This is a genomic window from Sphingomonas sp. OTU376 (assembly GCF_038440415.1).
Classification (GTDB): domain Bacteria; phylum Pseudomonadota; class Alphaproteobacteria; order Sphingomonadales; family Sphingomonadaceae; genus Sphingomonas; species Sphingomonas kyeonggiensis_A.
This window is the reverse complement of record NZ_JASATQ010000070.1, coordinates 1-26339: the sequence shown is the minus strand read 5'-3', so window position 1 is coordinate 26339 and position 26339 is coordinate 1. Positions and strand designations below refer to the sequence as shown.

At 67.6% G+C, this 26339-nt stretch carries 22 protein-coding genes; 14 read left to right on the top strand and 8 right to left on the bottom strand.

Features of this window, described 5'->3' with window-relative positions; all coding sequences use genetic code 11:
• Nucleotides 1-85 precede the first annotated feature (85 nt).
• The 7 genes from AAHM44_RS21120 (at nt 86) to AAHM44_RS21090 (ending at nt 6887) form a co-directional block, all read left to right on the top strand.
• Entirely contained in the window at nt 86-922 is an 837-nt protein-coding gene (locus AAHM44_RS21120; protein ID WP_342251218.1) for an alpha/beta fold hydrolase, read from the top strand.
• 27 nt (nt 923-949) lie between these two features.
• Nucleotides 950-1198 (top strand): DUF1427 family protein, encoded by a 249-nt coding sequence (locus AAHM44_RS21115; protein WP_269576029.1) that lies wholly within the window; start codon nt 950-952, stop codon nt 1196-1198.
• A complete protein-coding gene (locus tag AAHM44_RS21110; RefSeq protein ID WP_342251217.1) occupies nt 1195-3123 on the top strand; it encodes an amidohydrolase in 1929 nt (642 codons plus the stop codon). The genes AAHM44_RS21115 and AAHM44_RS21110 overlap by 4 nt, the downstream gene beginning before the upstream one ends.
• Before the next feature lie 110 nt (nt 3124-3233).
• Nucleotides 3234-4148: a glyoxalase gene (locus AAHM44_RS21105; protein WP_342251216.1), complete on the top strand. Its 915-nt coding sequence runs from the start codon at nt 3234-3236 to the stop codon at nt 4146-4148.
• 3 nt (nt 4149-4151) lie between these two features.
• Nucleotides 4152-4574 (top strand): DoxX family protein, encoded by a 423-nt coding sequence (locus AAHM44_RS21100; RefSeq protein ID WP_269576026.1) that lies wholly within the window; start codon nt 4152-4154, stop codon nt 4572-4574.
• 100 nt (nt 4575-4674) lie between these two features.
• Nucleotides 4675-6057, top strand: a complete 1383-nt coding sequence (locus tag AAHM44_RS21095; protein WP_446746013.1) for an alginate export family protein — start codon at nt 4675-4677, stop codon at nt 6055-6057.
• 131 nt (nt 6058-6188) lie between these two features.
• On the top strand, nt 6189-6887 hold the full coding sequence (locus AAHM44_RS21090) for a YoaK family protein (protein ID WP_342251214.1): 699 nt from the start codon (nt 6189-6191) through the stop codon (nt 6885-6887).
• A 98-nt stretch (nt 6888-6985) separates the two neighbouring features.
• Here AAHM44_RS21090 and AAHM44_RS21085 read toward each other — a convergent pair whose 3' ends face one another.
• The gene (locus AAHM44_RS21085) at nt 6986-7915 is read right to left on the bottom strand and encodes a LysR family transcriptional regulator (protein ID WP_269576023.1); all 930 of its coding nucleotides are present in this window, start codon (nt 7913-7915) and stop codon (nt 6986-6988) included.
• Between the two features lie 114 nt (nt 7916-8029).
• Here AAHM44_RS21085 and AAHM44_RS21080 point away from each other — a divergent pair, with 114 nt between their 5' ends.
• Entirely contained in the window at nt 8030-8728 is a 699-nt protein-coding gene (locus tag AAHM44_RS21080; protein WP_184168505.1) for a pirin family protein, read from the top strand.
• Between the two features lie 58 nt (nt 8729-8786).
• On the opposite strand, the gene AAHM44_RS21075 is transcribed toward AAHM44_RS21080, so the two are convergent.
• The 3 genes from AAHM44_RS21075 to AAHM44_RS21065 form a co-directional block, all read right to left on the bottom strand.
• Nucleotides 8787-10418 (bottom strand): Na+/H+ antiporter, encoded by a 1632-nt coding sequence (locus AAHM44_RS21075; protein ID WP_269576022.1) that lies wholly within the window; start codon nt 10416-10418, stop codon nt 8787-8789.
• An 81-nt stretch (nt 10419-10499) separates the two neighbouring features.
• Nucleotides 10500-11180 carry a response regulator transcription factor gene (locus AAHM44_RS21070; RefSeq protein ID WP_269576021.1) on the bottom strand — a complete coding sequence of 227 codons (681 nt, stop codon included), beginning with the start codon at nt 11178-11180 and terminating at the stop codon, nt 10500-10502.
• Nucleotides 11177-12679, bottom strand: a complete 1503-nt coding sequence (locus AAHM44_RS21065; protein WP_342251213.1) for a sensor histidine kinase — start codon at nt 12677-12679, stop codon at nt 11177-11179. Before AAHM44_RS21065 ends, AAHM44_RS21070 begins: the two co-directional genes overlap by 4 nt.
• 253 nt (nt 12680-12932) lie before the next feature.
• Here AAHM44_RS21065 and pal point away from each other — a divergent pair, with 253 nt between their 5' ends.
• From pal to AAHM44_RS21035, 6 genes are all read left to right on the top strand, one after another.
• A complete protein-coding gene (pal, locus tag AAHM44_RS21060) occupies nt 12933-13448 on the top strand; it encodes a peptidoglycan-associated lipoprotein Pal (RefSeq protein WP_342251212.1) in 516 nt (171 codons plus the stop codon).
• A 49-nt stretch (nt 13449-13497) separates the two neighbouring features.
• On the top strand, nt 13498-14772 hold the full coding sequence (locus AAHM44_RS21055; RefSeq protein WP_342251211.1) for a glycosyltransferase family 4 protein: 1275 nt from the start codon (nt 13498-13500) through the stop codon (nt 14770-14772).
• 273 nt (nt 14773-15045) lie between these two features.
• A complete protein-coding gene (locus AAHM44_RS21050) occupies nt 15046-17511 on the top strand; it encodes a TonB-dependent receptor plug domain-containing protein (RefSeq protein WP_342251210.1) in 2466 nt (821 codons plus the stop codon).
• A 13-nt stretch (nt 17512-17524) separates the two neighbouring features.
• The gene (locus tag AAHM44_RS21045) at nt 17525-18019 is read left to right on the top strand and encodes a nuclear transport factor 2 family protein (RefSeq protein ID WP_342251209.1); all 495 of its coding nucleotides are present in this window, start codon (nt 17525-17527) and stop codon (nt 18017-18019) included.
• A 26-nt stretch (nt 18020-18045) separates the two neighbouring features.
• Complete coding sequence (locus AAHM44_RS21040) at nt 18046-19341, top strand: dipeptidase (RefSeq protein WP_342251208.1); 1296 nt, start codon at nt 18046-18048, stop codon at nt 19339-19341.
• The gene (locus AAHM44_RS21035; protein ID WP_269576014.1) at nt 19338-20516 is read left to right on the top strand and encodes an NAD(P)/FAD-dependent oxidoreductase; all 1179 of its coding nucleotides are present in this window, start codon (nt 19338-19340) and stop codon (nt 20514-20516) included. Before AAHM44_RS21040 ends, AAHM44_RS21035 begins: the two co-directional genes overlap by 4 nt.
• Here the strand turns inward: AAHM44_RS21035 and AAHM44_RS21030 are convergent.
• From AAHM44_RS21030 to AAHM44_RS21015, 4 genes are read right to left on the bottom strand one after another with little or no spacing between them, the layout of a single operon-like run.
• Nucleotides 20513-21166 (bottom strand): TetR/AcrR family transcriptional regulator, encoded by a 654-nt coding sequence (locus AAHM44_RS21030; protein WP_184168497.1) that lies wholly within the window; start codon nt 21164-21166, stop codon nt 20513-20515. The genes AAHM44_RS21035 and AAHM44_RS21030 overlap by 4 nt on opposite strands.
• Nucleotides 21167-21194: 28 nt before the next feature.
• Nucleotides 21195-22412 carry an MFS transporter gene (locus AAHM44_RS21025; protein WP_342251207.1) on the bottom strand — a complete coding sequence of 406 codons (1218 nt, stop codon included), beginning with the start codon at nt 22410-22412 and terminating at the stop codon, nt 21195-21197.
• 1 nt (nt 22413) lies between these two features.
• The gene (locus AAHM44_RS21020) at nt 22414-23787 is read right to left on the bottom strand and encodes a GH1 family beta-glucosidase (RefSeq protein WP_342251206.1); all 1374 of its coding nucleotides are present in this window, start codon (nt 23785-23787) and stop codon (nt 22414-22416) included.
• Nucleotides 23774-26200, bottom strand: a complete 2427-nt coding sequence (locus AAHM44_RS21015) for a TonB-dependent receptor (protein ID WP_342251205.1) — start codon at nt 26198-26200, stop codon at nt 23774-23776. The genes AAHM44_RS21020 and AAHM44_RS21015 overlap by 14 nt, the downstream gene beginning before the upstream one ends.
• Nucleotides 26201-26339 lie beyond the last annotated feature (139 nt).

Genomic DNA, 26339 nt, shown 5'->3' with positions numbered 1-26339 from the left:
CGGCGCCGCGGGGCCCCCCCCCCCCCCCCCCCCCCCCCCCCCACCCCAGCCTTTCCCAATCCTATGAAATCCTAAGGAAATTCCCATGAGCACCATCACCACCCAGGACGGCACCGAGATCTTCTTCAAGGACTGGGGGCCCAAGGACGCCCAGCCGATCATGTTCCACCACGGTTGGCCGCTGTCTTCGGACGACTGGGACGCGCAGATGCTGTTTTTCCTGTCCAAGGGGTTCCGCGTGATCGCGCATGATCGCCGCGGGCATGGCCGTTCCGCTCAGGTGGGCAGCGGCCATGACATGGCCCACTACGCCGCCGATGCCGCCGCGGTCGCCGAGCATCTCGACCTGCGCAACGCCGTCCATATCGGCCACTCGACCGGCGGTGGCGAAGTCGCGGCCTATGTCGCCCGCCATGGCCAGCCCGCGGGCCGCGTCGCCAAGGCCGTGCTGGTCAGCGCAGTGCCGCCGATCATGCTCAAGACCGAAGCCTATCCGAACGGCCTGCCGATCGAGGTGTTCGACGGCTTCCGCGCAGGCGTCGCCGCGAACCGCGCCCAGTTCTTCCGCGATGTCGCATCCGGCCCGTTCTACGGCTTCAACCGCCCCGGCGCCGACGTGAAGCCCGGTGTGATCGACAACTGGTGGCGCCAGGGCATGATGGGCAGCGCGCAGGCCCATTATGAAGGCATCAAGGCCTTCTCCGAGACCGACCAGACCGACGACCTCAAGGCGATCACCGTGCCGACGCTGGTGCTGCACGGCGAGGACGACCAGGTCGTGCCCTACAAGAATGCCGGCGTGCTCCAGGCCGAGATTCTGCCGAACGCGACGCTGAAGACTTATCCGGGCTTCTCGCACGGCATGCTGACGGTCAATGCCGACGTGCTGAACGCCGACATCCTCGCCTTCATCCAGGCCTGATCCCCAAAAGTCGGAAGGACGAACCCCATGAAAGCCTATCTTCTCTCGCTGGGTGCCGGTCTGCTGGTCGGCGTCGTGTACAGCCTGCTTGGGGTTCGTTCTCCCGCCCCGCCGGTGATCGCCCTGCTCGGGCTGGCGGGGATCCTGCTTGGCGAGCAGCTGGTGCCGATCGCCAAGCGCATCCTGGATCGCAAGGAAGTGGTCGCCTTCGTCACCAGCGACTGCGCCGATCATGTCCTTGGCCGGCTGCCGGCCAACCGAAAGGACGAGGCGTGATCTCCCGCCGCCAGGCGCTTGTCGGCGCCGCCGCCTCCACCGCCCTGCTGCCCATTTCCGAGAGTTTCGCCATGACCCCGCCTCAAGACCTGATCCTCGTCAACGCCAAGGTGACCACGCTCGATCGCGAGAACCCGGTCGCCGATGCCGTCGCCATCCGAGACGGCAAGTTCCTCGCGGTCGGCACCGAGGGGGAGGTTCGCGCCGCCGCCGCGCCGAATGCCCAGGTGATCGACGCCAGGGGACGGCGCCTGATCCCGGGCCTGATCGACAGCCATATCCACGTGATCCGCGGCGGGCTGAACTATAATATGGAGCTGCGCTGGGAAGGCGTGCCGACGCTGGCCGACGCGATGGCGATGCTGAAGAAGCAGGCCGAGAACACGCCGCCGCCGCAATGGGTGCGCGTGGTCGGGGGCTTTACCGAGCACCAGTTCGCCGAGAAGCGCCTGCCGACGCTCGACGAGATCAACGCCGCGGCGCCCGAGACGCCGGTCTTCATCCTCCACCTCTATGATCGTGCGCTGCTCAACGCCGCGGCGCTGAGGGCGGTGGGCTATGACAAGAACACCCCGAACCCGCCGGGCGGCGAGATCATGCGCGATGCGCAGGGCAACCCGACCGGGCTGCTGCTCGCCCAGCCCAACGCCACGATCCTTTATGCGACTTTGGCAAAGGGGCCGAAGCTGCCGCCCGAATATCAGCTCAACAGCACCAAGCATTTCATGCGCGAGCTTAACTCGCTCGGCGTGACCAGCGTGATCGACGCGGGCGGCGGCTCGCAGAATTATCCGGACGATTATGAGATCGTCGAGAAGCTCCACAAGGATGGCGAGCTGACGCTGCGTATCGCCTATAACCTGTTCACCCAGAAGCCGAAGGAAGAGCTGAAGGACTTTGCCAGCTGGTCGACCCAGATCAAGCCGGGCGACGGCGACGACAGCTATCGCCACAATGGCGCGGGCGAGATGCTGGTCTATTCGGCGGCGGACTTCGAGGATTTCCGTGTCGCCCGGCCGGACATGCCGCCCGAGATGGAAGGCGATCTCGAGCCGGTTATCCGCCTGCTCGCCGAGCGCCGCTGGCCGTGGCGGATGCACGCCACCTATGACCAGACGATCAGCCGCGCCCTCGACGTGTTCGAGAAGGTCAATCGCGACATTCCGCTCAAGGGCCTCAACTGGTTCTTCGACCATGCCGAGACGATCAGCGAGCGCAACATTGATCGCATCGCGGCACTCGGCGGCGGCATCGCCGTGCAGCACCGCATGGCCTTCCAGGGCGAGTATTTCGTCGAGCGCTACGGTGCCAAGGCGGCCGAAGCGACGCCGCCGATCCGCCGGATGCTCGATGCCGGCGTGCCGGTGGGGGCGGGGACCGACGCCACCCGCGTCGCCAGCTACAATCCCTGGGTGTCGCTGAGCTGGCTGGTCACCTCGAAGACTGTCGGCGGCATGGCGCTCTACCCGGTGCGCAACCGGCTCGACCGCGAGACCGCACTGCGGCTGTGGACCGAGCGGAATACCTGGTTCTCGAACGAGGTCGGCAAGAAGGGGCAGATCAAGGCGGGCCAGCTCGCCGATCTCGCCTTGCTCTCGGACGACTATTTCCATGTCGCCGAGGATGACATCGCGCATCTCCGCTCGGTGCTGACCGTGCTCGGTGGCAAGGTGGTCTATGGCGAGGGCGATTTCGCGCCGCTCGGCCCCAAGGCGCCCAAGGCGATGCCCGACTGGTCGCCGGTCGCGACCTTCGGTGGCCATTATCGCCGTGACGACTCGAAGAAGCTCGCCGCTGCGTGCGCCTGCCACTCGGCCTGCGGGGTGCATGGCCATGACCATGCTGCCGCACTCGGCGCCAAGGTGCCGGCCGCCGATGTCCAGAGCTTCTGGGGCGCGCTCGGTTGCGGGTGCTGGGCGGTCTGATTGTTCCAGAATGTCGAACAGTTCCGATGATTTTATTCGGATCGTTCGGCTTTCGGGCGGTGGCTAAACCCGTCCGCAGAGGCAGTGCATATCCCATCGGAGTAGCTGAAATGACCCGCCACACCTTCCTGCTCGCGACCGCTCTGGTCGTGCTTTCTCCCGCCGTTTCCCCCAGTGCTGCCTTTGCCCAGCAGGCGCCCAAGGCCAGCGCCGATCACGCGATCGGGCCGGAATATGATTCCACCCATGTCTATGTCGCGCCCGAGGATTTTGATCGCTTCGTTGCCAGCGTGACCGCCACTTTCGGCGGCACTGCCACGAAGAAGGGCGTGTTCCAGGTTACCCCGACCGCGAGCCAGACCAACTCGCAGCTCGTCCTCACGCCTGTTGGCATCCTCTCGGTGTTCGGCTTCGTTACCCCGGTGCCCTATCCGTTCGGGGACGAGCGGACCGGCTATCTGGTCGATAATATCGATGCGGCGGTGACCTCCGCTCTCAGCCATGGCGCGAGCCGGCTGGTCACCAGCTTCCCCGATCCGATCGGTCGCGATGTGGTCGTGCAGTGGCCGGGCGGGGTGAACATGCAGCTCTACTGGCACACCACCAAGCCGCACTACGCGCCGCTGGCGACGGTGCCGGAGAACCGGGTCTATCTGACCGCGGACTCGGCGAACGCTTTCCTTAAGAGTTGGACCGGCTATGCCCATGCCAAGATCGTCTCTGAGGACAAGGCGGCGCCGGGCGTCGAGATCGGCCAGCCGGGCAAGACCTATCGCCGCGTTCGCCTGACTTCGGGCTATGGCAAGATGACGGTGCTGGTGTCGAACGGACAGCTGCCCTGGCCCTATGGCCGCGAGCTGACCGGCTATGAGGTATCGAGCCTCACCGTGACGCTCGACAAGGCGAAGGCGGCGGGGGTCGAGACTTTGGTGCCGGCGCACCGCGAGGGCGACCGCGATGCCGCGATCGTCCGCTTCCCCGGCGGCTATATCGCCGAGATCCACGCTCCCGTGGCGAAGAACTGAGCGATGGACACGCCCCGCTTCGTGGATGCCGTGCTCGACTGGCGTCCGACCTGGTTCCTTGCCCGGCTGGCGCTCAGCGGCGCCTATCTGCTCGGCGGGGTGGTCAAGCTGACCGACTGGCACGGCGCCGTCGCCGAGCAGGCGCATTTCGGCATGCAGCCCGCGGCGCTCTGGGCGGCGCTGACCATCGCGGTCGAGCTGATCGGCCCGGTGCTGATCCTGAGCGGGCGGCTGGTCTGGCTGGGCGCGGGGATGCTGGGCGTGTTCACTTTCTTCGCCGCGATCACCGCCAACGCCTTCTGGACGATGGCGCCGGGGAGCGCCGAGCGGTTCGGCGCGACCAATGCGTTCTTCGAGCATCTCGGGCTGATCGGCGGCTTCGTGCTGGTGGCGCTGGTCGCCGAGTGGGAGCGGCGGCGTGGGTAGGTTTGGCGTGCCCGAACCCGTTACCTTCTTCCGTTCCCCGGCGAAGGCCGGGGCCCAGTTTCGGCGAAGCTGGTTAGGTGCAGGAGCCTCTCGGGCGACAATGCAACTGGGCCCCGGCCTTCGCCTGGGAGCAGCTACGCTCCTGTTGCCGACCCTCTTCCTCACCACCATCCCCGCCGCCGCCCAGGATCACGAACCCTGGCAAGCCCCAACCCTCAGCATCACGCGCTATGACGAGGACTGGTCCGACCTGAGCGACGCGGAGAAGCGCGCACATCACTGGACCGGGCCGCTCAAGTACATCCCGCTCGGCGAAGACGCCTGGCTCTCCACCGGCATCGAACTGCGTGCCCGCAACGAGAACTACCACGACAATCTCTGGGGCGGGGCCGATGCGCCGGACGACGGCTATCTGTGGCTGCGCGCGCTGCCCTATGCCGACCTCCATGTCGGTCGGCTGCGCGCCTTCGTCCAGCCGATTGCCGCCTATGCGGTGGGCGTGGCGCCGGCGGCCGGGCCGGTCGACCAGACCCGCGTCGACCTGCTCCAGGGTTTCGGCGAAGTCGATCTCGGCCCGGTGACCTTGCGCGCCGGGCGCCAGATGCTGTCGCTCGGCACCGAGCGGCTGGTCGGCACCCGCTATGGCCCCAATGTCCCGCTCGCCTTTGACGGGGCGCGGGCGGATGTAGCGATCGGCAAGGCGAAGCTGAGCCTGCTCGCGGTCCGGCCGGTGCAGCCGCGGCCAGGGACGTTCGACGACCGGACCTCGGACAGCAAGTCGCTATGGGGTGCCTATGGCGTGCTGCCGGGGCTCGATCTCTATTATCTCGGCTATCGCAACGATCTCGTGCGCTTCGGCGGGGTGAGCGCGCGCGAGGAGCGGCACAGCCTCGGGCTGCGCTCGCATGGCACGCGCGGCGACTGGCACTGGAATGTCGAGGGCGTCGCGCAGTTCGGTCGCTTCGGGCGCGAGCGCATCGCGGCCTGGACGCTGGGCACCGAAGTCGGCCGCAGCTTCCCCGAAGTGCCGCTCAAGCCGGACGCGACGCTGCGCTTCAATGTGGTGAGCGGCGACGGCAAACCGGGCAACGGCACGCTCGGCACCTTCAACGCGCTGTTCCCCAAGGGGAAATATTTCGGCGAGCTGTCGCCGGTCGGGCCGACCAATATCGTCAGCCTCAATCCCCGGGTCAGCGCCACACTGGCCAGGGACATCTCCGCCAGCCTCGCCGCCATGGCCTATTGGCGGTACAGCCGCACCGACGGGGTCTATGACATCCCCGGCAATCTGATCCGCGCGGCGGGGAGCAGCCGTGCCCGCTTCATCGGCAAGGAAGCCGAGGCGACGATCGCCTGGCAGGCGACGGCCGAGCTCGAGCTGTCCGCCTCGCTCTCCGCCTTCGTACCCGGCGCCTTCATCCGCGAGACGGGACCGGCGAAGACGATCGCCATGCTGGGGCTGGAGGCCAATTTCCGGTTCTGACCTTTCGAAAATATCGAATGATAGGGCTGATTTTATTCGGATGTTTGCGAAATCGGGAGCGCCCTAGGACCCAATCGTTCCCCGGCGAAAGCCAGATCAAACAGCCAGATTAGAAAAAGGGAGTTCCCGTCATGTCCGCCGCCAAATCCTCGACCCCGCTCCCCTGGCTGTTGCTGCTGCTCTCGGTCACTACCGGCCTGGTGGACGCGATCAGCGTGCTCGGGCTGGGCAAGGTGTTCACCGCCAACATGACCGGCAACATCGTCTTTCTCGGTTTCGCCGCCGCCGGTACGCCGGGCTTCCGGGTGGCGCCGTTCGTCGCCGCGATCGCGGCCTTCCTGCTCGGAGCGCTGATTGCGGGGCGGATCGGCAAGCATCATGCGGGACGACCGCTGCACCATTGGCTGATCGTCGCGGCGCTGGTCGAGGCGGCGCTGCTGTGGATCGCTGCCGGCGTTTCGATCGGCTTCGACATTCCCAGCCAGTCGCCGACCGCCAGCGTGTTCGCGATCATCGCGCTCACGGGCGTAGCGATGGGCTTCCGCAACGCGACGATCCGCCAGCTCAAGGTGCCCGACCTGACGACGACGGTGCTGACGCTGACGCTCACCGGCCTGGCGGCGGACTCGCACTTCGCCGGCGGCAGCAACCCCAACTGGGCGCGGCGGATTGGCGGCGTGGCGGCGATCTTCCTCGGCGCGATGCTGGGGGCGCTGCTGGTCAACCGCTACGGGCTCACCCCGCCGCTGATCCTTGCCGGCGCGATGGTGCTGGTCGGCACCGCCGCCTGCGCGCTGCACCCGGCGGCGCGGGAGCCGCTGGCAAAGTAACGCCTTCCCGCTCCCCGGCGAAAGCCGGGGCCCGGGGTAACAGAGCGATACGGTAGAGAAACCCTGGGCCCCGGCTTCCGCCGGGTAGCAGCTAAATTCTAGACATCCGTCATCCCCGCCAGCTCCGCATCATGCGCGCCGAGCTGGACGAACTGGTCAAGCAGCCACGCCGCCGCCGGCCCCGGCGGGGTGTCGCGGCGCCAGATGCCCGAGAAGCGATAGGTGCCGCCGACATGGTCGGGCATCCCCAGCCGGATCAGCGTGCCCGCCACCAGGTCCGCCTCGATCATCGGCAGCGGCATGTTGCCCCAGCCGATCCCCTCGCGCAGCAGCGCGTGTTTCGCTCCCAGGTCGGCCAGCCGCCAGGTCTTGGGGCTGGTGACCGAGAAATCCTGCCCCTCGGTGAAGCGCGAACGGTCGGTCAGCACGAGCTGGGTATAGTCGCGCCCGGCGCCCGGCGGGATCACTTCCATCCGTCCGAGCGGGTGATCGGGCGCAGCCACCGGCACCATCGGCACCGATCCCGCGGTCATGCTCTCGATCCCCTCGACGCCGGACGAGAGCGGCCCCGAAATGCCGATCACCGCTTCGTGATCGAGCACCATCGCCGTGATCGCGCCGAGCGCCTCGACATGCAGGCGCAGCTGCACCGTGGGATATTCGCGGGCAAAGGCGCGCAGCACTTTGCCGAGCCGCTCGGCCGGCAGCATCACGTCCACCGCCAGGCTGACTTCGGCCTCCAGTCCGTCGAGCAGCCCTTTCACCTTGGCGCGCAGCCCGTCCATGCCGTGCGCGATGCTGCGCGCCTCGGCGAGCAGGGCGCGGCCGGCGACGGTGAGCTGCGGCTTGCGCGTGCCTTCGCGCTCGAACAGCAGGATGCCGAGCTGTGCCTCGAGATTGGCGATGCCGTAGCTGATGACCGAAACCGCCCGGTTGAGCTTGCGCCCGGCGCCCGCGAAGCTGCCGGTATCGACGATCGTCAGGAAGATGCGCAGCTGGTCATAGGTCGGCGTGCCCGGCGTATTCACTATTCAACTTCCTCGAACGTTTCGAAGGATTTTATCCCTCTGATCAATAAAGCGGGCAAGTCCTAAATCCAGTCTCACAAGGGGCGGCCAGCGCTACCCCACAGGAGATGCAAGATGATCGAACTTCGCCCTTACGACAGCCTCGGCGGCGCCAATCACGGCTGGCTCGACGCCAAGCACCACTTCTCGTTCGCCGGCTATCATGATCCCGCCCGCATGCACTGGGGCAACCTGCGCGTGTGGAACGACGACACGATCGCGCCGCAGACCGGCTTCCCGCCGCATCCGCACCGCGACATGGAGATCATCACCTATGTCCGCGAGGGCGCGATCACCCACCAGGACAATCTGGGCAACAAGGGCCGCACCGAGGCGGGCGACGTCCAGGTGATGAGCGCCGGCACCGGGATCCGCCACTCGGAATATAACCTCGAAGACGTGACCACCCGGATCTTCCAGATCTGGATCGTGCCGACCCGCGACGGCGAAGCGCCGAGCTGGGGCGCCAAGCCCTTCCCCAAGGGCGATCGCTCGGGCCATTTCGTCACCCTCGCATCGGGCTATGAGAACGACAATGACGCGCTGCCGATCCGCACCGATGCGCGAGTGATCGGCGCCACGCTCAAGGCCGGCGAGACCGCCGAATATGCGCTGGGCGCGGACCGAAAGGCCTATCTCGTCCCCGCTACCGGCGCGATCGAGATCGACGGCGTCCGGGTCAACGCCCGGGACGGCGCCGCGATCAGCGACCTTGCCGTGCTCAAGGTCACCGCGATCGAGGACAGCGAGATCGTGATGGTCGACGCTGCCTGAACGACCAGCTGAACGAAGGGCGCGCGGTGTTCCGGCACCGCGCGCCTTTTCGCGTGCCTCACCCGCGGTGGCGGGCCTCGGCGAGGTCGAGTTCGCGGGTTAGCTTGCGGGCGATCTCGCTGCCGATCGCACGCCCCCTGGCAAGCTCCAGCAGCTGCGCGCGCTCGGCCTGGATGCCGACCAGGCGCAATTCGCTGGCCAGCCGTTCCTGCAGGCGCAGCTCGTCGGCGCCGCCGTCGCTCAGCCCGTCGATCCGCTCCTGGTAGAAGTCCATCACCCGGGCGCCGGCCGCCGCATAAAGGCCGGGATCGTCATGCGCCTCGCCTTGTTCATGCTGGTGACGCTCGACCGCGCGGATCGCCGCCTCCGCCGTGGCGACGCGCGCGGAATCCTCTTCCGCCTGGCGGGAGGGCTCGGGTGGCAGCTTCAGGTCCTTGAGCAGGATCGGCAGCCCGACGCTGGCGAGGACCAGCGACACGATGATCACGCCGGCGGCAAGGAAGATCGCCAGGTCGCGCGCAGGGAAGGGCGTGCCGTCGCGCAGCGCGAGCGGCAGGGTGAGCACACCGGCCAGGGTGATCGCGCCACGCACGCCGGCGAAGGAAGTCGCCGCGACCAGTCGCCAGTTCGGGCTCTGCATCTCGGCGGTGCCCTCGCGCTTGCGCAGGATGGTCAGGCGCAGCGACGTCCACACCCAGGCGAAGCGCAGCGCGGCGAGGCCGGCGACGATCGCCACGACATAGATGCCTAGCCACCAGGGCGAATGGTGCCCGGTCAGCAGCACGGTTTCCTTGGCGCCGGCGACGATGCCGGGCAGCTGCTCGCCGAGCAGCACGAAGATCACGCCGTTCAGGGTGAACTGCAGCGTGTCCCACACCGAGTTGCGGCGCATGCGGGTGACGGCCATCGCCTGGCGGGAGATCTCGGCGAAGGTCATAGTCACGCCCGCCGCCACCGCGGCAAGGATGCCTGATGCGTGGAAATGCTCGGCCAGCAGGTACGAGCCGAAGGGGATCAGCAGGCTGACCAGGATCTGCGAGCCGGTATCCTCGCCCCAGCGCCGGGTCACCCAGGTCTTGGCAGCCGAGACCGCCAGGGTGACGAGCACGCCGATCGCCAGACCGCCGCCGGCGACCCAGAGGAAGGTGAGCGCCGCTTCGCCTGCCGAGAAGCTGCCGGTCAGCGCGGCGGCCACGGCGAAGCGCAGGCAGACCAGGCCCGATGCGTCGTTGAGCAGCGATTCGCCTTCGAGGATGTGCATCATGCGCTTCGGGATCGGCACGCGCGCGGCGATCGCCGAAACCGCGATCGGATCGGTCGGCGAGACCACGGCGGCAAGCGCGAAGGCAACGGCGAGCGGCATCGCCGGGATCATCCAGTTGATCAGCAGCCCCATGCCGATCACGGTGAGCAGCACCAGCCCGAGCGCGAGCTCGACCACGGTCGACAGATCCTTGAACAGCTCGTCCTTGGGGATGCGCCAGCCGTCGAGGAACAGGAGCGGCGGCAGGAACAGGAAGAGGAACAGTTCGGGATCCAGCACGACCCGGTGCGAGGTGGACAGCCCGATCACCGCGCCGAGCAGGATCTGCACCAGCGGCACCGGGACGCCGAAGGGCAGCATCCGGGCGAACGCGCCGCTGACCACCACGGCAAGCAGCAGGAACAGGATGATCGATACGGTTTCCAAGGCTTTGTCCCGTTTCTGGCGCCGCCCGATCGCGGCTGCCCTGTTGAATGTCCGGACCCCGCTGCGAGGTTCCGTTATGGATCAGTTGGCGCTGGCGAGGCGGTAGCCGACGCCCGGCTCGGTCACCAGCAAGCGGGGATCGCTCGGGTCTTCCTCGATCTTCTGGCGAAGCAGGCCGATATAGACGCGCAGATACTGGCTGTCGGCGCCGTCGCTGCCCCAGCCGACGGCGAGCAGCCTTTTGTGGGTAACCACCTGGCCTGCACTCAGCGCCAGCGTGCGCAGCAGGTCATATTCCTTGGGGGAAAGCTTCACCGCATCACCGGCCAGCGACACCCGCCGCGTCTGGAAATCGATTTCCAGTGGGCCGCTGCGATAGGTGCTGGGGGCGTTCTCCAGGCTGGAGCTGCGCCGGATCGCCGCGCGGATGCGGGCCATCAGCTCACCGATCTCGAAGGGCTTGTTCACATAGTCGTCGGCGCCATTGTCGAGGGCGGCGATCTTCTCGCCTTCCTGGTGGCGGGCGGAGATGACGATGATCGGCACGGCACTGGTCGCGCGAAGCGCGCGGATCACGTCCTTGCCGTCGATATCGGGCAGGCCGAGGTCGAGCAGCACGACTTCGGGCTTGATGTCCTCGGCCATGCGCAGCGCCGCCGCGCCGCCCGATGCGGTGGCGACGCTATAGCCCTCGGCGCCGAGTACCGGTTTCAGCACCGCGATCAGCGCGGGTTCGTCATCGACGAGGAGGATGTTGGTCATGCTTGGGCTGCCTCGGCGAGCGGGAGACGAATGGTGATGCGGGTGCCCCGGCCGTCCAGGCCGGGAAGCGTGGCTTCGATCGTGCCGCCCAGCGCTTCGACAAAGCCCTTGGCGATGGCGAGCCCGAGGCCGTTGCCGCGCCCGGCCGCCTCGCTGCGGCCCGCACGATAGAAACGCTCGAACACGCGGCGCAGTGCCGCCTCGGGAATGCCCTGGCCGCTGTCGGCGATGTCGATCCGGCAGGCGCCCTGCTCGGCGGTGATGGCGATCTCCACCCGGGCATCGTCGTCGCTGTAGAGGATCGCATTGTCGAGGATGTTGATAAGCACCAGCTCGAACAGGGCGGCATTGGCGGCGACGAGCAGATCGGGGGCGGGGGCCTGGAGCACCATCTGCCGCCCGCCGGCGCGCGGGCGGACCCGGTGGAGCGCGGCGGCGGCCATCTCGGCAGCGCCCAGGATCTGCAGCGGCTGCGCGACACCCCCCGCTTCCAGCCGGCTCATCTCGAGCAGGTTGGCGGTGTAGCGATTTAGCCGCTCGCATTCCTCGACAATCCCCCGCAACAGCCCCGCCGAGGTCTCGGGATCGAATCTCTCCCCATAAGCAATCAGGCTCGACGCCGAGGCGCTGATCGCGGTGAGCGGGGTGCGGAAATCATGGCTCACCGAAGCGAGCAACGCGGTCTTGAGCTGTTCGGCGCGCGCGACCGCCTGGCGCTCGGTGATCTGCTCGGACAGGGCGGCGCGTTCGAGCGCGAGCGTGACCAGATTGGCGACCGCATCGATGAAGGCCGGCGTGATCTTTCCCGGACGCAGCGGCTCGATTACCAGCACGGCATCGGAAGCGTTGGCGGGCTTGAGCAGCCTGCCCAACAACGTGCCTTCACCCTGGGGCTCGGCGCGGGCCGCGATTCGTTCGGCGAATGCATACCAGTCGGCTTCGGCCGGCGCCGCGGCAAGGCTGCGCAGTTCTCCGTCCTCGAAGCGGAACAGGGCGGCACGCGCGCCAAGGATGTCATGGACGGCGCGCTCCACCGTGGCGACAACGTCGGGCAGGCGGATCGCGGACTGGAGCTGGCGGCTCAGCGCCAGCAGGCTGTGGAGCTGCAGGTTGCTCGATCGCGCCGCCTGGGCATGATCCTTGAGCTGGCCGGCCAGCACGCCGGAGACCAAAGCGCACAGGTTGAAGACGATCAGCGGTGCAAGATCGCCCCCGGTCGCGATCCGAAAGGTGAGGGCGGGCTCGGTGAGGTAGAAATTGTAGATCAGGAACGCGGCGAGCGCGGCGATGAGCGCCGATGCCAGACCGCTCAGCGCGCCGGCGACAGTGATGCCGAGCACGAATACCAGCGCCGAAGCGACTTCACCCAGTGGATAGACGGTAAAGGCGATGACGGCCGAAAGCGCGAGCACGATCGCGGTGCGCAGCATGTCGTCGCGGTCCAGGTGCAGACGCGCGAGAAGCAGGCGGGCGATCGCGTTCGGGCGTCGGGACGTCATCAAGCTCGTTGCGTTGCCTCTGGCTGGTCCGGGCGGCGGGCTTGGCCGGGGACGACCTTGCTGCCCGCCGCCGCGGTGGGAACACGCGCCTCTTTTGGGGGGAGACCTGCGAGAGGGGAATGCAGAAAAGCGCGCTCTCGACGAAAAGGGCTATGGCGCCTGTGCATGCGGGTCCATGCATAAAAAACCTATAGTAACGCCTACCGCCAAAGCCTCTCTAGGGATGTTTCCGAAACATTCCCTGGGAGAGGGTATGCGTAAGGAACTGATGCTGGCGGTGATGATCGGTACGGTGGCGCTTGGCGGCTGCACCAAGCGGCAGGCGCCGGGCAACGCCTCCGACGTCACCGGCGGTGGCACGGGTGGCGAGGGTTATGCCGAGAATGGCGAGGATCCGGCTCTGGCTCGTCTCCAGGCCGATCTGGCAGCAACCGCGGGGGACCGCGTGTTCTTCACCTTCGACGCCTATACGTTGTCGCCGGAAGCGCGCGCCACGCTCACCCGCCAGGCGCAGTGGCTGCGCCAGCATCCGCGCGTCGCCTTCCTGGTCGAGGGGCATGCTGACGAGCGCGGCACGCGCGAATATAACCTCGCGCTGGGGGATCGCCGGGCGCGGGCCGCAGCCGAGTTCCTGACCATGCAGGGCATCGCACCGGCGCGGATCACGACCATCTCCTATGGCAAGGAGCGGCCCGAGGCGCTGGGTTCCGACGAGGCCTCGCACGCGCAGAACCGCCGCGCCGTGTCAGTCGTCATTCAGCTTCCGTAACGAATAGTGCGTGCGAGGCAGCGTCGCCTCGCGCATAATCTGCATTGCCATGAAGATTTCGCCCGCCGAATTTCCCCGTGCCGACGTCTCCGCTCGCAGGCCGGGCCCGCCGCCACAGGTCCGCCCGATCGGAGCGCCCGATCTGGCAGCGCCCGCACGTACCGACCGCCCCGCCAATGACGGTGCACCGGCGACGCGGATGCGGGTCGCGCTGTTCTCGGGCAACTATAACTGCGTACGGGACGGAGCCAATCGGGCGCTCAATCGCCTGGTCGACCACCTGCTCGATCGTGGCGCCGATGTGCGGGTCTATTCCCCGACCATAGCGGAGCCCGCCTTCGCGCCGGCGGGGGACCTGGTGTCGGTGCCGTCGGTGCCGATACCGGGCCGCAGTGAGTTCCGCATCGCGCTGGGCGTGCCGCGATCGGTGCGCGCCGATATCGAGCGCTTCGCGCCCAACATCATCCATGTCTCCGCGCCGGACCTGCTCGGCAGGGGCGCCCAGAAGCTGGCGCGTCGGCTTGATGTGCCGGTGGTGGCCAGCCTGCACACCCGGTTCGAGACCTATTTCGACTATTACGGGCTGGGTGCGCTGCGAGGGCTCGGCGAATGGCACCTGCGGCGCTTCTACCAGGCGAGCGACCGGGTGCTGGCACCTAATGCCGCCTCGGCCGACAGCCTGGTGGCAATGGGCGTGGCGCGCGAGGATATCGCGATCTGGGGGCGGGGCATCGACCCCGCTGCATTCTCGCCCATGCTGCGCGACCTGGGTTGGCGCCGCGCGCTGGGCTACCGCGACGACGAGATCGTCCCGCTGTTCTTCGGCCGGCTGGTGATCGAGAAGGGCATCGCCGTATTCGCGGACACGATCCGGCTGCTGCGCGAGCGCGGCTATCCGCTGCGCCCGCTGATCGTCGGCACCGGCCCGGCCGAGGCGCGGTTCCGCACCTTGCTGCCCGACGCAGTCTTCACGGGTCATCTCGACGGCAAGGCGCTGGGCCGCGCGGTGGCGAGCGCGGACGTCCTGATCAACCCAAGCACGACCGAGGCCTTTGGCAACGTCAATCTCGAGGCGATGGCCTCCGGCCTTGCGGTGGTCAGCGCCGATGTCGGGAGCGCCCAGGCACTGATCGCGCCGGGACGATCAGGCATGCTCACACCGGCCTCGGCACCGGAACTGGCCGAAGTGGCAGAGCAGCTGATCGAGCGGCCTGACCTGCGCTTCTCGCTCGCCCGCGAGGCGCATGTCGCGGCGAGTGGGTATCGCTGGCCGGGCATATTGGATCAGGTCCTCCAGTCCTATTCCGGGCTGATCGCGCGCTGACAAAGGCAGCCAAGCCTTGGGTTTGCTTGCGAAATTTAATTACCGATAGCTCCCCTAAGTGGACATAAAGGGTAACTATCTCGCCAATTCCCACCATTTCGGTAGGTTTTAGCTGTAAGCAAAACAAAGGTGGGTTGCGCGTTTCTGCAATGATTCCCGGAAGGGATGATAATTCCATGCGATGAAGCTTTTTAACTGGCTTCGCGAACGGGAAGTTGTGCTGAAATAATGTGGGTCAACCCGCCTGATGTCCATCAGGGGGATAGCATAGTCATGCGTTATCAGAACTATGGTGCTCCAGCGGCGAGCGCTGGTATCGGCAGGATTGATCTTCGATTGTTCGGTGGCGTTGCCGCCGCTGCGATAGCGGCGCCTCTCGCGCTGATCGCCCCCGCCCAGGCGCAATCCGGCGCGACCGGAGACGAGCAGGACGCCATCGTTGTGGTCGGCTCGCGCAGCGGCAACAAGGCGCTGGAAAGCTCCGCTCCGGTCCAGCTCGTCAGCGGCGAGGATCTGCAGGCAACTGGCGCCCGCACCCTGTCCGAAGCGCTGCAGCGCCTCGTGCCCTCCTTCAATTTCCCCACATCGGTACCGTCTTCGAATGCGGCCAGCTTCGTGAAGGGCGTGTCGCTGCGTGGTCTGGCGGCGGACGAGACGCTGGTGCTGATCAACGGCAAGCGCCGCCACGCGACCGCCCAGCTCAACGCCGGCAGCGGTGTTGCCAAGGGCGCGCAGACGGTCGACCTCAACAGCATCCCGCTGAGCGCGATCGAGCGCGTCGAGGTGCTGCTCGACGGCGCCTCGGCCCAATATGGTTCGGATGCGATCGCCGGCGTGGTCAACATCGTGCTCAAGAAGCAGGCCGGGCACGGCAATCTCGCGGTCCAGTACGGCGTCAACGACAAGGGCGACGGCGAGACCAAGAGCATCGAGGGCTCGATCGGCGCGAAGCTGCCGGGCGACGGTTCGGTCATCCTGGCGTTCGACGTCTGGGACATCGGCCGTACGCGGCTTTCGGGCCGGGACAACCGGACGATGTACTTCGCCGGAGATCCGCGCGAGGCGAGCTTCCCCAACCGCAACTGGTTCTATGGCAGCGGCGCCACCAAGCGGGAGAACCTGCTGCTCAACGCCGAGAGCACCGTCGGCGGCGTGACGCTGTACCTCACCGGAAGCTATGGCTGGCGCAAGGATGAGGGCTTTGGCAATCTCCGCCAGCCCAATGCGGATCAGACGGTTCGCGCGCTTTTCCCGGATGGTTTCCAGCCCTTCCTGCGCGTCCATTCCCGCGACGCCTCGATCGGCGGCGGTGTGCGCTGGTCGGGCAAGGCCGGCGACTTCGACCTGGGGGCGAACTATGGCCGCAACCGGGTGGAGAGCCTGGTCTACAACACCAACAATGCCAGCCTCGGCACGGCCAGTCCGACATCGTTCAACACCGGCGACCTGCTCAACGAGCAGGCCAATGTCACCTTCGACTGGAAGCGTCCGTTCGAGACCGGCTTGCTGCGCGGGCCGCTTAATGTCGCGGCGGGCCTCGCCTATCGCCATGAGGCCTATCAGGTGTTCCAGGGCGATTATGGTTCCTGGGCCAATGGCGGCGTGCCGATCCTCGACGGCCCCAATGCCGGCAAGGTGGCGACGCCGGCTTCGCAGGGCTTTGGCGGCTTCTCGCCCGACGATGCCGGACGCACCACCCGCGACGTGGTCGGCGGCTATCTCGAGCTCGAGACCGAACTTGCCAAGGGCCTGCGCGTCACCGCGTCCGGCCGCGTCGAGCATTATTCGGACTTCGGCACGACCGCGAACGCACGCCTGGCGCTGCGCTATGAAGTGACGCCGAAGCTTGCCTGGCGGGGCAGCGCCGGCACCGGCTACCGCGCGCCGTCGCTCGGCCAGTCGGCCTATTCGCGCACGATCCCGAACATCACCAATGGCGTGCTGGCGACCAACAAGCTGGCGCGGGTGGACAGCGCGGTTGCCCGGGCGCTCGGCGCGACGCCGCTCAAGCCGGAAAAGGCAACCAACCTTTCGACCGGCCTGGTCTGGACGCCGAGCGGCGACCTGTCGGTGACGGTGGATTTCTACCAGACGACGATCGACGATCGCATCGCCTTGTCCGAGACGCTAACCGGCACGCTGGTCCGCCAGGTGCTGACCGGTGCCGGCTTCCCGACCTATTCGGGCGCGCAATATTTCACCAATGCCGTCGACACCCGGACCCGCGGCATCGATGCGACCGCGCGCTATCGCTCGCGGCTGGGCCAGGACCAGCGGCTCGACCTGAGCGCGGGCTTCAACCTGAGCGACACCAGGATCACCCATATCAAGGCAACTCCGGCGGTGCTGGCGGGCAGCGGCCTGTCGCTTATCGGGCATGAGGCGCGCGGGCTGATCGAGGAATGGAACCCCGATACGTTCGTCCGCCTGGCCGCCGACTACACCAATGGCGGCTTCGACGCGCACCTCTCGGGCACACGCTACGGCATCTATTGGGCGCGCAACGCCGTGGTCGCCTATGACCAGCGCTTCGGGCCGCAGGAAGTGGTGAACTTCTCGGCCGGCTATCGCCTGTTCGCCAATGCGCGTGTCTCGGCCGGCATCAACAACCTGCTCGACAGCCATCCTGATCAGGTGCTCCCGGCCGCCCGCAATCCCGTGGTCGCGCTCTATTCCGGCCTGTCGCCCGAGGGTGGCGCCGGCCGCACCTATTTCGCTCGCCTCGACCTGTCCTTCTAAGGAGCCAGTCCCCATGAAATCCCGATATCTTAGCGCGCTGCTGATCGCCGCGGCCGGCCTTTCCGGTGCCGCCAGCCTGTCGTCCATTCCGGTCTTCGCGCAGGAGCATGCGGCGGTCGAGGAGCGTGGCCCCGCCGCGACCCGCACTGCCGTGATCGCTGCGATCGATGCCTATCGCACGGCGGTGGTGAAGGCTGACCGCTCGGGACTGGACGCCGCCTTCCATCCCGACCTTTCCTATGGCCACACCGATGGTGCGGTACTCGGCAAGAATGAGCAGATCGACCGGACGCTGGCGCCCGGCAAGCGCTTCACCGCAGTCGACATCGCCGATGCCAGCGTCCGCAGCTACGGCAATGTCGCCTATGTCACCGCCAGCTGGACCTTCCACCTGAGCAAGGACGACGGCACCACCAGCACCGCACGGCTTTCGGGCCTCGACGTGTGGACCAAGGGATCGCGCGGCTGGCAGCTCATCGCCCGCCAGCTGACCCGCCCCGCGCAATAATCCCCCTTTTCCAAGCGAGACATTCCATGGCCCGATTTGCCCTTCGTTCGAAACTGCTCCTGCTGCTAGCAGGCGCTGCGCTGCCCTTCGCCGGCGCGCATGCCCAGAGCTTCACGCCGGAACAGCTCCAGGCGGCGACCGCGCTGCAGGAGCGCATCCCCAATCTCGACAACCATCTCGATATTCCGTTCGACTTCGGCACCGGCGCGCATGACCCCAGCCAGGACGGGCCCGACCAGTTCGACTTCGTCAAGGCGAAGCGGGGCCGGTTGAAGGGCGCAGTGCTGGCGATCTTCGTGCCGCAGAACGCGCGCACCCCCGCCGGCTATGCCGAAGCCGCGGCCAAGGGGCAGCAGAAGCTGGATGCGATCGAAGCCGTGGTCCGCCGTTATCCGCAGCAAACCGAGATCGCGCGTTCGCCCGAGGAGCTGCAGGCGATCGAAGGCTCGGGCCGTGTCGCGATCATCCTGTCGATCCTCAACGGCAATCTGATCGGCAAGGACCTGAGCCAGCTCGACGCATGGCACGCCAAGGGCGTGTCGATCTTCGGCTTCACCCATGCCGGCAACAACGACCTGGCGGATTCCGCCCGGCCCAACCTGCTGCGCGGTGACAAGCTCAATGAACACGGTGGGTTGTCGCCGCTGGGTCGCCAGGCGGTCGCGCGGCTCAACGACCTCGGCGTGGTGATCGATGTGTCGCAGATCACCGCGCAGGGCGTTCGCCAGGTGCTGGAGCTGAGCCGTGCCCCGGTGATCGCCTCGCATTCGAATGCGCGTGCGGTGATCGACCATCCGCGCAACCTGGACGACGCGACCCTGCAGGCGATCGCGGCCAAGGGCGGCGTCGTCGCGATCAACGCCTATAGCTCCTGGGTGAAGGCCTTCCCGCCGGAAGCGCTGGCCAAGCTCAACGAGATCCGCCGCCGCTACGGCATTCCCGAGGACAAGACGCCGGCGGGCATCCAGCCGCTGTCGGACAAGGGCGTGAAGGTGCTCCCGCCCGAGGTCTTCGCGAAGTACAGCGAGGAATTCCACGAAATCACCGGCAGCCCGGACTATCGCGCGTCGCTCAAGGATTATGTCGACCAGATCGACTATGTCGTGAAGAAGATCGGCATCGACCATGTCGGCATCTCGTCCGACTTCAACCACGGCGGCGGGGTGATCGGCTGGAACGATGTCGGCGAGTCCGTCAACATCACCGCCGAGCTGCAACGTCGCGGCTATAGCGAGGGTGATATCGCCAAGCTGTGGGGCGGAAACTTCCTGCGCGTCTGGGGCCAGGTGCAGGCTCTGGCAAAACCGAAGGCCGGCCGGTGAGGATCGACCGCCGCGCCACGCTGGGGTTGCTTGCCGCCGCCCCGCTGCTTCCCGGGGCCGTTCGTGCCCGTCCGGTTGCACCCGGCAGCCGCACCGCGATCGTGATTGGTGCAGGGATCGTGGGTGCCGCGATCGCCTATGAACTGGCCAAGCACGGCGTGGCGGTCACCATCCTTGAGAAGTTCAAGCCCGCGGCGGGTGCGACGGGCGATTCCTTCGCCTATCTCAACGCCTCGACCAAGACCGGCTCGCGGCCCTATTTCCAGCTGAACTGGCTGGGCATGGCCGGCTGGCGGATCTGGCAGCAGGAGGCCGGCCCCGCGCTCCCCCTGCAATGGGGCGGCGCCACTTATTGGCGCGACAGCGAGGTCGAGGCGGCCAGGCTGGGGGCCAGCCTCAGGATCGCGCAGGCATGGGGCTATGCCGGGCGCAGTGTGGATGCGGGAGCGCTCAAGACCCTGCTGCCGGGGCTCGGCATCGGCCCGGTCTCGGCGGCGGCCTTCTTCCCGGAGGAAGGGGCGGTGGATCCCGCCGGCGCGGTGGCCGCATTGCTCGAGCGTGCGCGGAAACTCGGTGCGAAATTGCGGGCGCCGGTCGAAGTGCGCTCGCTGCTCGTCCGCGACGGCAAGGTTGCCGGCGTGCAGACGGCGGATGGCGTGATCGAAGCCGATACCGTGGTGCTCGCGGCGGGCCTGGGCAGCGAGGCGCTGGCCGGTCAGGCGGGCATAGGGCTGCCGCTCACCGCCTCGCCGGGCGTGCTGCTCCACACCCGTCCGCAAAGGCCGGTGCTCGATCGAGTGGTCTTCGCGCCGCGCAGTACCTTCAAGCAGATGCCGGACGGCCGCTTCGTCGCCAGCATCAGCGGGCATGAGGGCGGCGCACCGGAAGGGGCAGGGGTGGAAGCCTTCGGACAGGCAATCCAGCGCGCGGCGGCCACCTATCTGCCGGGCATCGCAAATGCCGGGATCGAGCGCGTCAGCGTCGGCCAGCGCGTGGTGCCGGCGGATTCCTTCCCCGTTATCGGGTTCGCGCCGAAGCTGGGCGGGCTCTACGTCGCCGTCACCCATAGCGGCGTCACGCTCGCGCCCGCATTGGGGCGGCTGGCGGCGCAGGAGATCGTGGATGGCGTAACCGCCGAACCGCTGGCCGCCTTCCGGCCGGATCGCTTCGCTTAGCCGGCGCTCCCCGCGGCGCTGCCCCAGCTGGTGAAGGCCGACCGGAGCATCTCCGCCGTCTCCGCGAGCAGCAGCTCCTCGGGCACGTCCTGCTCGCTGTGCAGCAGCTCGCCGGTGACATAGCCGAACTCGACCGCGATCCGCATCCGCCGCCAGATCGCCTCGCGCGGAATTGCCGGCAGCAGCGGCGCGAAGGCGTCGGCCAGCTTGTCCGCGACGAAACGGTGGGACTCGATGCGGATATGCTCGAGGCGCGGTGTCGCGTGGAGCGCGCGCTCGACCCAGACCCCGCCGGGCTCGTTCTGGGTCACCAGCGCGGTTTCGCGCAGCAGATCCCCGGCATGCGCGGCCGCTACCTCGATCCCGCGATGGGCATAGCGCTCGATCCAGTCCGCGAGCACGGCGTTCTGGCGTTCCATCAGCCGCATGCCCAGTGCTTCCACCACGGCGAACTTGTCGTCGAAATAGCGATAGAAGGTCGGCGGGGTCATGCCCGCGCGCTGGGCTATCATGTTGGTCGAGATGCGCTCGATGCCCACTTCGGCGAGCAGCTCGGCGGTCACTTCCAGCAGCGTCTCGCGCGTCTGCAGCGCCCGGGCCTGCTTCGGCTCAACGGTGGAGGAGGGCCGGGAGATATTCAGCTTCGCCATCGGGGGCGCTCTACGCGATCGGGCGGCGTCATCCAACCGCCCGTATCCGCAGCACCGTAGCCGCCGCGACCAGCGCCAGCAGCGCGCCCGCGCCATAGAGCGCGCCATAGCCGGCAAAGGCGATCAGCGCGGCCGCCAGTGCCGGGGCGGCGACCTGGGGCAGGGCATTGGCGATGTTGAAGATGCCGAGATCGCGCGCCGATTCCGTCGCCTCGGGGATAACTTCGGTGACGATGGCGACGTCCACCGCTGAATAGAGGCCGAAGCCGATCCCGGCGAAGGCAACCCCGGTGATGACCAGTCCCCAGGCCGGCTGCACCGCGAGCAGGGTCATGCCGATCGCCATCGAAGCCGATGCCGCGAGCACGAACGGCTTGCGCCGCGCGATCCTGTCCGAGGCTAGGCCCGCCGGCACCAGCACGATCACCATCGCGGCGATGTGGAGCGCAGTGAGCAGCAGCACGTCGCCATCGGGCGCGGGGCGGTGGATTGCGTCGCCGAGATAGTAGAGCAGATAGAGCAGGGCGAGGGCGGAGATCAGGTTGAAGCAGAAGCGGGTCAGCCAGGCCCACACCATGTCGGCGGTGCCGGCGGGCGGGTGCGCCGTCGCCGTCGGTGGGGCGGGCAGGGGTGTCGGGCCTGGATCCTCGATCAGCAGGAAGGGCAGGGCGCAGACCAGCAGCAGCGCCGCGCAGCTGCGATAGCCGGCGCCAAGGTCCGGCGCGGTAGCATGGGCAAGCGCAACGCCGCCGACGATCCCCAGCGCCTGGGCAAAGGCGAACCAGGCACCCGCCGCACCCCGCTCGGCCACCGGTACCCGGTCGGCGATGGTCGCGACCAAGGCGGTCATCATCGCATTGAGCGATGTCTGGACCAGGCACCAGCCGAGCGTCAGCATCGCGACGCTTTGCGCGCCGGACAGGAGCAACAGGCTCCCCGCGCCGGCCAGCGCGCCCAGCGCCACCCAGGGACGGCGGCGGCCGAAGCGCGAACGGGTGCGGTCCGACAGCGCGCCGAATATCGGGTTGGTCAGCATCGCCGCCGCGCCCCCGGCGGCGCTGACCATGCCGAGCACGGCGACCTTGCCGTCCGGCGCCAGCAGGCTCGAATGCTGGGCGAGCAGCAGTTCGATCGGGCCGAACAGCGCGGCCCATAGCCCGGCATTGGCCAGCGACAGTGCGGCGAGCCCGGCAGCGGAAAGGGGATCGCTCCGCGGCGCCGGCGAGGCGGAGGCGATCCCGGTCATCTCAGCTCCGCTGGCCCCGGATGAAGTCGCGATACCAGGCGAAGCTCGCCTTGGGCGTGCGCTTCAGCGTCTCGTAATCGACATGCACCAGCCCGAAGCGCTGCGACAGGCCGACCGCCCATTCGAAATTGTCGAGGATCGACCAGATGAAATAGCCGCGCACGTCCGCGCCGTCCGCGATCGCCGCGGCGAGCACCTCCAGATGCGCGGCGTGATAGTCGATCCGCCTGCTGTCCCGCACCACGCCGTCCGGGCCGGGTTCGTCGCCAAAGGCCGCGCCATTCTCGGTGATATGGATCGGGGGCAGCGCCGCGCCATAGCGGGCGCGCAGCTCCGCCAGTATCTCGCCCAGCCCCTCAGGGGTGACCGGCCAGCCGAAATCGGTGGTTGCGCGGCCCTCGATCGGCACCAGGTCGAAGGGCAGGTCGGACGGCATTGCATGCCCATCGACCACCCGCACGGTCTCGCTCGGCGCGCCGACCTTCTCGGCATTGTAGTAGTTGAGCCCGTACCAGTCGATCGGTGCGGAGATCTCAGCGAGGTCGGCTTCGACCGGCCCGGGCATCACCGCGCCGATCGCCTCGGGATAGCGGCCGAGCAGCACCGGGTCGGAATAGAGCCAGCAGGTGAGGATGCGGTAGAGATTGGCCGCCGCCACGTCGGCCGGATCGTCGCTGGCCGGCCATACCGGCATCTGGTTGTTGACGATCCCGATGCCCGACGCCCCGGCAGCGCGCAGCGCGGCGACCGCGCGACCGTGTCCAAGCAGCTGGTGATGCGCCACCGGCAGAGCGCCGAGCCCGAGCGTCCTGCCGGGTGCATGGCCGCCGACTGCATAGCCCATGTTGGTCAGCACCATCGGTTCGTTGAGCGTCGCCCAGCGCGCCACGCGGTCGGCAAGCCGCGCGCCGACGATCCCTGCATAATCGGCGAACCAGCCGGCCATGTCGCGGTTGGTCCAGCCGCCCTGATCCTCCAGCGCCTGGGGCGAGTCCCAATGGTAGAGCGTCACCATCGGCGCGATGCCGGCCTCGCCCAGCGCGTCGACCAGCCGCTCGTAGAAGTCGAGCCCGGGCTGGTTCACCGTGCCGCGACCCTCGGGTAGGATACGCGGCCAGGCAATCGACAGGCGATAGTCGGTCACCCCCAGGTCGCGCATCAGCGCGATGTCCTCGGCGAAGCGATGATAATGATCGGCGGCCACCGCGCCGCTGCTGCCGTCGGTGATCCGCCCGGGCTGGGCGCAGAACCGGTCCCAGGTGGAAGGGCCGCGGCCGCCCTCGGCGACCGCGCCCTCGATCTGATAGGCGGAGGCCGACACGCCCCAGCGGAAGCCGGGCGGGAAGGCCGGGCGGCCCGGCTCAGAACCGCCCATTCAACTCCACTCCCCAGAAACGCGGCCGGTCCATGCGGACATAGGGCGTGCCCAGCGTCTGCGCGCTGATCGGGTTGAGCGTGCGCGGCGTGCGCACGTCGAACAGGTTCTCGGCGAAGACCGACAGCGAGAAGGCATTCCCCGGCAGACGCCAGCCGATCCGCGCATTGACGATCTCGCGGCTGCCGCGCAGGCGCTTGAGCTTCGAGAAATCGACCATGTCGCCGTAGATCGGGCTGTTCTCCAGCGCTGCATCCGATGCGCGGATCGCATCGTTGAGCCGCCGCTTCGAGGTGTAGCTGTAGCTGGCATCGGCGAAGATGCCGCCGGCGCCGCCGCCAAGGTCTTGGTCCAGATGCGCGTTCAGCACGCCGCGGAAGCTGGGCTCGCCGGTCGGTTGGCCGTCAATGTCCACGCCCTGCTCGGTGCGGCTGACCCAGACCGAGTCGATATAGCCGGCCACCGCGCCGATCGAGATGCCCGGCGCGATCGCGAAACGGGTGTCGAGGTCGATGCCCCATGCCCTGGAGTCGCCGCTCAGCGTCACATATTGCGGCACGCCCGAACCGCTGATCGATTCCAGGCTCAGCTGCTGCCGGTCGCGATAGACATAGTGATATGCGGAGAGGTTGAACTGCAGCCGGCGCTCGAACAGGTTCGACTTGAGGCCGCCTTCGAAGTTCCACACCGTCTCGGGCTTGAAGAAGGAATTGAGCTCGACGCTGTTGTATCCGCCCGCCTTGTAGCCGCGCGCGGTCGAGGCATAGGCCATCACGTCCGGCGTGAAGTGATAGTCGATCACGAAACGCGGGCTGACGTCGGAGAAGCTTTCCTTGCGGGTGAAGCGGGTGCCGTTCAGCGCGCCTGCCTCGAAGATGATGTTGGTGCCGACCACCGCGTTGTAGAAATCGGCGACGCTGATCGTTGCGGTGTCCGGGAAGACGCTGGCTCCCAGGATCGCGTTGTAGAGCGCGCCCGGCGCGCCGATCTGCGTCAGGCCCGGCGCGCTGTACGGATTGACCTGCCAGGTGAACTTCTTCTCGTCCCGCGTGTAGCGCAGGCCGACGGTGAGGTTCAGCTTGGGCGTGGCCGACCATGTCAGGTCGCCGAACGCCGCGTAGGAATCATTGTCGGCATGGTTGTCGATCGATTCCACCCAGGGGATGCCGAACACCGGCAGGCCGACGCTGTCGAGCACGGTGAACAGCGGCAGGCCGGCGACATTGGCGAGCACCGTGTCGATCGAATCGGTCAGCGCGATCGTCCGGGTCTTCTGCGTCGCGCTTTCGTGGAAATAGCTGGCGCCGAGCACCCAGGTCAGCCTGCTGGTCGACTGGGCGAGGCGCAGTTCCTGGTAATAGCTCCGGTTGCGCTCGTTATTCTCGGTGTCGAGGTGATGCGCGGCCAGGTTGGTGCCGTCCTCGTCCTCGCGGTTGAGCGTCTTGAACCAGCGATAGGAGGACAGGCTGGTCAGCTTGAGCTTGTTGCCCAGATCCTGGTCGATCGTCAGCGTGAAGGCGTCGAGCAGCCGGGATTCGCGCGATCCGCCGAGCGTGTCGTTGGCGAAGGGGCCTTCGGGATCCTGGCTGAGCGCGAGCGGGCCGATGCCGATCGCGGCGGGGCCGTCCTTGTGGGTATTGTCATGGTCATAGGCGAGCAGGATGTCGGTGCCCGCACCGGGGCGGAAGCGCAGCGCGGCGCGGCCCGACCAATTGTCCTCGCGCTCATAGTCGCGCCCGGTCACGGCATCGGTCAGATAGCCATTGCGCTTGTTGTAGACGCCGTTGACGCGCAGCGCGAGCGTGTCGCCCAGCGGCAAATTGATCATGCCCTCGGCGCGGCGGCGCTCGTAGTTGCCGATGCGCAGCTGGGCATTGCCCTCGAACGCATCGACCGGCTTCTTGGTGATGATCGAAATAGCGCCCGCCGAGGTGTTGCGCCCGAACAGCGTGCCCTGCGGGCCTTTCAGCACCTCCACCCGGTCGACATCGTTGAAGAAGATCAGCGCCGAGCCGGAGCGCCCGGTATAGACGCCGTCGAGGAACACACCGACCGCGGGCTCGGTGCCGATGCCGAAATCGTCCGAGGAGACGCCGCGGATCGCATAGTGGGGCTGGGTGACCGAGGTGTCGTCGATCGTCAGGCCCGGCGTGAAGGTGTCGATGTCGCCGGCGCTCAGCGCGCCCAGCGCGTCGAGCGTCGCGGCGCTGAACACGTTGACGCTGATCGGCACGTCCTGGAGCGATTGCTCGCGCCGCTGCGCGGTGACGACGATTTCCTCGACCCCCGCTGCCTGGCCGTTCCCTCCACCAGCGCCGGTCTCGGCCGAAGTCGTCGTCGATTGCGCCCATGCCTGGCCGCTCCACAGCAATGCCGCTGCGCAGATTGCCGTCCCCCTTTGCACGTCCCTCATGTCGCCTCCCTCTGGCGTGTGCCGTTTTGCTTTTTGCTAGAAGTCCTTTCGGCCCGTTGCCGGGCAGCGCGGTTCCCGCGCGATGACGCGCCGGGTCGGATCGAAATGCAGGTGGGGTGGGGGGGGGGGGGGGGGGGGG

Bases quoted from the DNA above. Each gene is read 5' to 3' on its own strand.
- AAHM44_RS21120 (WP_342251218.1), top strand. From the start codon at position 86: ATGAGCACCATCACCACCCAGGACGGCACCGAGATCTTCTTCAAGGAC.
- AAHM44_RS21115 (WP_269576029.1), top strand. From the start codon at position 950: ATGAAAGCCTATCTTCTCTCGCTGGGTGCCGGTCTGCTGGTCGGCGTC.
- AAHM44_RS21105 (WP_342251216.1), top strand. From the start codon at position 3,234: ATGACCCGCCACACCTTCCTGCTCGCGACCGCTCTGGTCGTGCTTTCT.
- AAHM44_RS21100 (WP_269576026.1), top strand. From the start codon at position 4,152: ATGGACACGCCCCGCTTCGTGGATGCCGTGCTCGACTGGCGTCCGACC.
- AAHM44_RS21095 (WP_446746013.1), top strand. From the start codon at position 4,675: ATGCAACTGGGCCCCGGCCTTCGCCTGGGAGCAGCTACGCTCCTGTTG.
- AAHM44_RS21090 (WP_342251214.1), top strand. From the start codon at position 6,189: ATGTCCGCCGCCAAATCCTCGACCCCGCTCCCCTGGCTGTTGCTGCTG.
- AAHM44_RS21080 (WP_184168505.1), top strand. From the start codon at position 8,030: ATGATCGAACTTCGCCCTTACGACAGCCTCGGCGGCGCCAATCACGGC.
- AAHM44_RS21070 (WP_269576021.1), bottom strand. From the start codon at position 11,180: ATGACCAACATCCTCCTCGTCGATGACGAACCCGCGCTGATCGCGGTG.
- AAHM44_RS21065 (WP_342251213.1), bottom strand. From the start codon at position 12,679: ATGACGTCCCGACGCCCGAACGCGATCGCCCGCCTGCTTCTCGCGCGT.
- pal (WP_342251212.1), top strand. From the start codon at position 12,933: ATGCGTAAGGAACTGATGCTGGCGGTGATGATCGGTACGGTGGCGCTT.
- AAHM44_RS21055 (WP_342251211.1), top strand. From the start codon at position 13,498: ATGAAGATTTCGCCCGCCGAATTTCCCCGTGCCGACGTCTCCGCTCGC.
- AAHM44_RS21050 (WP_342251210.1), top strand. From the start codon at position 15,046: ATGCGTTATCAGAACTATGGTGCTCCAGCGGCGAGCGCTGGTATCGGC.
- AAHM44_RS21045 (WP_342251209.1), top strand. From the start codon at position 17,525: ATGAAATCCCGATATCTTAGCGCGCTGCTGATCGCCGCGGCCGGCCTT.
- AAHM44_RS21040 (WP_342251208.1), top strand. From the start codon at position 18,046: ATGGCCCGATTTGCCCTTCGTTCGAAACTGCTCCTGCTGCTAGCAGGC.
- AAHM44_RS21030 (WP_184168497.1), bottom strand. From the start codon at position 21,166: ATGGCGAAGCTGAATATCTCCCGGCCCTCCTCCACCGTTGAGCCGAAG.
- AAHM44_RS21025 (WP_342251207.1), bottom strand. From the start codon at position 22,412: ATGACCGGGATCGCCTCCGCCTCGCCGGCGCCGCGGAGCGATCCCCTT.
- AAHM44_RS21020 (WP_342251206.1), bottom strand. From the start codon at position 23,787: ATGGGCGGTTCTGAGCCGGGCCGCCCGGCCTTCCCGCCCGGCTTCCGC.
- AAHM44_RS21015 (WP_342251205.1), bottom strand. From the start codon at position 26,200: ATGAGGGACGTGCAAAGGGGGACGGCAATCTGCGCAGCGGCATTGCTG.